5 protein-coding genes are annotated in these 4,958 nt (G+C 54.2%); 1 reads left to right on the forward strand and 4 read right to left on the reverse strand.

Annotation, left to right across the window (positions count from 1 at the left end; genetic code table 11):
* Positions 1–112: 112 nt before the first annotated feature.
* The gene (locus ABWO67_RS19015) at positions 113–1,249 is read right to left on the reverse strand and encodes a hypothetical protein (RefSeq protein WP_353154824.1); all 1,137 of its coding nucleotides are present in this window, start codon (positions 1,247–1,249) and stop codon (positions 113–115) included.
* Between the two features lie 162 nt (positions 1,250–1,411).
* Between ABWO67_RS19015 and ABWO67_RS19020 the strand changes: the two genes are divergently transcribed.
* Entirely contained in the window at positions 1,412–2,011 is a 600-nt protein-coding gene (locus ABWO67_RS19020) for a 2-hydroxychromene-2-carboxylate isomerase (protein ID WP_353154827.1), read from the forward strand.
* Between the two features lie 449 nt (positions 2,012–2,460).
* On the opposite strand, the gene ABWO67_RS19025 is transcribed toward ABWO67_RS19020, so the two are convergent.
* The 3 genes from ABWO67_RS19025 to ABWO67_RS19035 form a co-directional block, all read right to left on the reverse strand.
* On the reverse strand, positions 2,461–3,507 hold the full coding sequence (locus ABWO67_RS19025; protein ID WP_353154830.1) for a nucleotidyl transferase AbiEii/AbiGii toxin family protein: 1,047 nt from the start codon (positions 3,505–3,507) through the stop codon (positions 2,461–2,463).
* Entirely contained in the window at positions 3,504–4,202 is a 699-nt protein-coding gene (locus tag ABWO67_RS19030) for a DUF6088 family protein (protein ID WP_353154833.1), read from the reverse strand. Before ABWO67_RS19030 ends, ABWO67_RS19025 begins: the two co-directional genes overlap by 4 nt.
* 117 nt (positions 4,203–4,319) lie before the next feature.
* Complete coding sequence (locus tag ABWO67_RS19035; protein WP_353154836.1) at positions 4,320–4,571, reverse strand: helix-turn-helix transcriptional regulator; 252 nt, start codon at positions 4,569–4,571, stop codon at positions 4,320–4,322.
* Positions 4,572–4,958 lie beyond the last annotated feature (387 nt).

Consider the following 4,958-nt stretch of genomic DNA (forward strand, 5'->3'; position numbering starts at 1 on the left):
CGTGATGGCTCGCCACGTCAGAAAATGCCATGATTCCTATGCCGCCGATACACCATTGGCGCTTATAGGTGCGAGGGGCGACCCGCAACGGCGTTTGGTGGACTTCTGATATTTAAATATCAAATAATGAATCCTGGATAAGCATTTCATAACGCAATTCCAGGTAGGGCTTTAGTCTGTTCAGGCTGGTGATATCTTGAGGCACGGCTCGCAAGGCGTTGGCATGAGCCTGGGTTTCTTTCAGGTGCTTGTTGATAGCGCGCTGTGTCGCTGCGGGTGTCTTCCGGTGGAACCGCCGATACAAGATACCTGTGAGCGGGTCTTCATCCAGGATACGTTCTTTTAATTCGCGCAGGTACAGGTATTGCCGTTCAAGTAATTCAGTGACACTGAGCAAATCTTTGCCTAGCTCTTGCAAGGGCGACTGACCTACATATTCGGCGTAAAAAGCGAATATGCGTGGAATATCATTAGTGTTCCGTGCCTGAATCAATTCACCCATCAAACGGTTCTTTTCCTGGCGTGCTGCTTCATCCCGTTCTTTATCAGGGTGCAGCGTACCAGCGACTTTGCGAAACAGCTTATTGACCGAAGAAGACTTCATGAGATGTTTTAAAGCCAGGCTTTCATCAAGGCGCTGTTGTTCATGAGCACGTTGTTCCTCGAAGAAACCGTGGGCGAATTCCTGGTTTGTGTACGCTTCATCCTGCTCTTCACCTGAACCGCCTGTTTTGGTTTCTTCAAATTCGGCCATCCATTCCTGAAACATATCCTCGATAAAGGGATCTTCCTCATCTGCCGTGGGAGAGCCGTATTCACCAAATGATAAATCGTCCGCCGGATATCCCGACGCCGATACCGAGTCGGGGAATGTGGCAGCCATAGCTTGTGCCAAACGCTGCCGGATCGGTTCCGTATCCAGACATGAAAAAGGATTGGTTTGCATGGTCTCCAGGTATTCGGTCACCCAGTCCATCAGGGTTTCGCGCTGCCACTGCGCAAGAGACCTTCTGTTGAAAAAAGATAGCAGATGAAGGCAGGCGCCGTGCATGGCGTCCATGTATGCCTGCTCCCCGTCCTGGATGCGCGCGTGAATATCCCGTGAAAATGCATGGATATTTTCACGGAAGCTGTCATTTTCCTTCTGTTGCTCGATTACCCGTTGCCAGGCTTGATCAAAACGCTTCTCTTGCGGAGTTTGGGCGGTTTTGCTTGCCCGCGGGGTGGTTTTGGTGGTGGTTACTTTCATGTGAGCAGTTCTGGGATAGGTTCGAACGGGCAAACTGTAAAGGCTTTCAGAATAAGGATTTTCAGAAAGAATTCCAACCCGTTGTCGGACAACGCCTTCGGCTAATCTGACTTATATTCGAAAACTAATGTCACAATCACACGTCACCGTCAGGAGCAACTTATGAAGGTCATTCACTACTATCTATCGCCACGGTCACCATGGACCTACTTGGGCCATGAGCGTTTGCTTGCCATGACCAAAAAATTTGATGCGGTGGTGGAGCCCAGGCCTTTTGGCTTGGGTGAAAGCATATTCCCGATATCGGGCGGCCTGCCCCTGAACAAGCGCGCGCCGCAGCGGCAAGCGTATCGGCTTATCGAATTGAAGCGCTGGTCTGAGTTTCTGGGTTTGCCTCTTAACCTCAACCCCAGGTTTTTTCCGGTCGACGACCTGGCGGCTGCAAAAATGATTGCCGCCGCGATTAAGCCCAATGGCAACGAAGCCGCCCTGAAACTGGCGGGCGCTTTGTTGCGCGCGGTCTGGGCCGAAGAACGCGATATTTCCGACCCCGACACTCTCATCCAGATAGGCGATGAGAACGGGCTTGATGGGGCTCTTTTGTATGCCTCCCGGGAAGCGGCGACTGACGTGTACGATGCCTATACTCAGGCGGCGATCGATCTTCAGGTTTTCGGCGCGCCCTGGTACGAATACCGTGGTGAATCCTACTGGGGACAAGACAGGCTGGATTTTCTGGAACGCACCTTGGCGGCAAGCTAGCGCATGCCTTTCTATGCCAATATTTGTCTGGCCAAGGTGACCACACCTGCTGCATATAGCTGAAGTCCTTGGATGGCGTCCGGGGCGCCGTTGCCGGCCACACGTATTTCAAAGAAATCTGAAGCCGAGAACATGGCACCCTCGCGAATCCCAAATTACCCCGGCGGCATTTGTGGCGTGTTGTGCATGCCGTATGCAATCCTTCCAGGCAAAACAAAAAGCCCAATCCGAAGATTGGGCTTTTTGTTGAATCTGTTGGTGGCCTGGGGCGGAATCGAATCAACGCGGTTGAGGCCAGTATCCATGCGCTTTTCTAATCGAGCGGGAACGGCGGGGTACAAGCTGGGGTACAGGTGCAAAAAAACAACGAAGAAGGCCTGTGGTTCGATTCCAATATGTGCCGTAACTGTGTGGACAGTAGTTTATGTCGCCCTCTCATAGTTCGCTTACTACGTGAGATTCGTATTCAAGCGTTGCTCCAGCTCAGCGACAACTTGAAGCACTTCATCTATAGCAGGAAATGGCCCGAAGATCATGCCGCTCATTGCTTCGTAATCTCGGGTCAGTGCGTCGTGCATGGCATCCGGTGGCGACAGAGTAAAGGTGCCATGTGCGGCCACGTCCAGACGCAAGTCAGCGCTGCCGAAGAACAGCCTGGCATGTTGTGCGCAGTCCTGTGCAAGGAGGCGATCTGCCATCCATACGTTTGCGTCGGGATGCTGAAGAAGCTGGTGGACATCGTAATAGTGCCGGGACACGCGCTGGCCACCTTGGCGTAATAGGCCTCTGCGATCATGCCATTGGCGCAGGCCATGCAGAATAATGACCTTATCCCAGAAGGTGCGTTCGGGCTTAACGGTCGTCACGTTATGTACGGCCATGTTCAGGTCGGGCAGATCGTTGGCAATGTAGGGAAATACCACGACCATTTCATGTGGGTCCAGCGCCGATTTGGCCCCAGCTTCGATCTTCACGGCGGAACGAATGTAGTCGCCAGGCGCAGCTGTCACGGCGGGGTACCAGAACAGCAGAGTCTGCTGGTCTGGGTCATCCGGATCTAGCTCCAAGCGGAAGCGGTCGGTAGCTATGGTATTAGCTGCGATGGCGTGGATCTGCGTCGTCATACCATCAGCAACATAATGCTGGCAGGCAGTACGGATGCGTTCCAGGCGGATGCGCCGTTGCTTGCCGCTCAAGGCGTCCAAATCCGCAGTTTCAGCGGGTTCGCCGATGTCTTCGCGGAATACGGTGATGTCGATGTCCTCGGAGAATCTGGAAATCAGGCCGTATGACTTGGACAATGATGTGCCGCCCTTGAACAGTAGGCGAGGGCCGCCTGGCGGCAGACCGTTGAACAGCGCGTCCAGCGTCCAGCACACCCAGAAGTCCTTTTCGACATTCTGAACAGCGGTGCCCAGTCGGGCAGCAGTTGTCAGGAATAGGCCGCGCCGCTCATCGTCAGCGGCCTGAATGATGGTATAGAAATTTGGGTTCATGCAAAAGTGTCTCTGCGCATCCGACGGTCGGTGGTGCCGGGGAACGGTATAGCGGCTTTGGTGTCCTGTACGGCGCAGCCCGGCAGTTCACGCACAATTGCCTGCATCCATGCTGGCAACGTGTTTAAGCCTGTCAGCAAGTCCCGACGTATCGCTTCACCTTGTTCGGAGTCGCCCAGCAGTTCGGACAGCCGTCTGACGATGCGGGGTTGGTCTGCGGGCAGGGTGTCTTTGAGCCAGTACAGTGCTTGGACCACACGCATGGCGGGCCGTCCAGCCCAATATAGGCGACTGGGGGCCGTGAGCTTGAATGTGATGGTCAGGTTTCCGAGTTGAATGGCGCGCCGGCGTGCATCAGTGTGGATGGCGACGTTGGCTGGCACTGCGTCCGTCAGACCCAAGTCGTTGGCGGCGGTCATGCCATCGACGAGCAGGCGCAGTTGGTCGCGACGTGCGATGGCATCCACGACGGCGCGGTAGTCTGGAGCTGTTGCCTTTTTGGTCAGGCTGTTTACTTTGGGTCGGTCGTACAGCCCACGATCGATACGGCGCAACTGGCCCGCCGTAACCAAGCGTTGAAGCGCCTTGTCCACGGCGTCTCTGCTGCCATATTGGGAAAAATCGGCTGGCACCCATACCTGGCCAGGCAGCGCTTCATCGATGTGAGCCATGATCCGAGTCTTGAGATCGTTCATATGGCACCTTTGTCCGATATTTGTAGTCTTTTTTCGGACGGAATGCAAATTTGTCCGAAGCTTGTGGTTGTTTTTCGGACAAAATCAATGAAGCTGAAAACATACTGGCGCGTTTACCTAACTGGCAAGTGCCTTGTGGCGCTCAATGAGAGCATGTAGGCTGGCTGCGGTGATGCCACTGGAGCGTTTGCCTATCTTGATAAGTACCAACTCACCTTCATTGACCAGTCGGTAGATGGTTGATCGTGACACTCCAAGTTTCGCCTCTGCAATGCAGATCCGATACAAAAGTGCCTGGTCAGGTTGCTGCGGGGTTTGGTGTCTGGTTGATGAGTAGCCAAAGATGTTTGGTAAAGCCTGTTCCTTCATTACTTCCTCCATAAAAACCTTGGGAAGCACCCTGGGGCGGCATGACCCAAGATGCTTTCCAAAGCAGGCGCAGTTAGCGCCTTCGTAATTGGCCCGCCAAGATGCCGCGATGGAGACCAGTTGCTTGGATCATTTCCGGTAGAGCCCGCCGCTGGCCCACTGTCGTGATTCGTCGGGATGCTGAAAACTGCGGTCTTTGCCGCTGTCATCGATGGATTACGCGCCATCCATCGAATGTGGTCTGCCTTCGGCAGTACCGGCGTCCGTTGTCACGGAACGTCATCTACTTCCCTTGGTATATGCCAGTCGCTACCGGCCCAAGAGAGCAATGGTTTTTCACCTGCTTTACTCCTACCCAGGTGCTTGTCGCCCCGCATGATGCTGGCG

This window comes from Pollutimonas bauzanensis (genome assembly GCF_040393045.1).
Classification (GTDB): domain Bacteria; phylum Pseudomonadota; class Gammaproteobacteria; order Burkholderiales; family Burkholderiaceae_B; genus Pollutimonas; species Pollutimonas bauzanensis_A.

Coding starts and splice junctions, on each gene's coding strand:
- ABWO67_RS19035 (WP_353154836.1), bottom strand. CDS start 4,571: ATGAAGGAACAGGCTTTACCAAACATCTTTGGCTACTCATCAACCAGA.
- ABWO67_RS19020 (WP_353154827.1), top strand. CDS start 1,412: ATGAAGGTCATTCACTACTATCTATCGCCACGGTCACCATGGACCTAC.
- ABWO67_RS19025 (WP_353154830.1), bottom strand. CDS start 3,507: ATGAACCCAAATTTCTATACCATCATTCAGGCCGCTGACGATGAGCGG.
- ABWO67_RS19030 (WP_353154833.1), bottom strand. CDS start 4,202: ATGAACGATCTCAAGACTCGGATCATGGCTCACATCGATGAAGCGCTG.
- ABWO67_RS19015 (WP_353154824.1), bottom strand. CDS start 1,249: ATGAAAGTAACCACCACCAAAACCACCCCGCGGGCAAGCAAAACCGCC.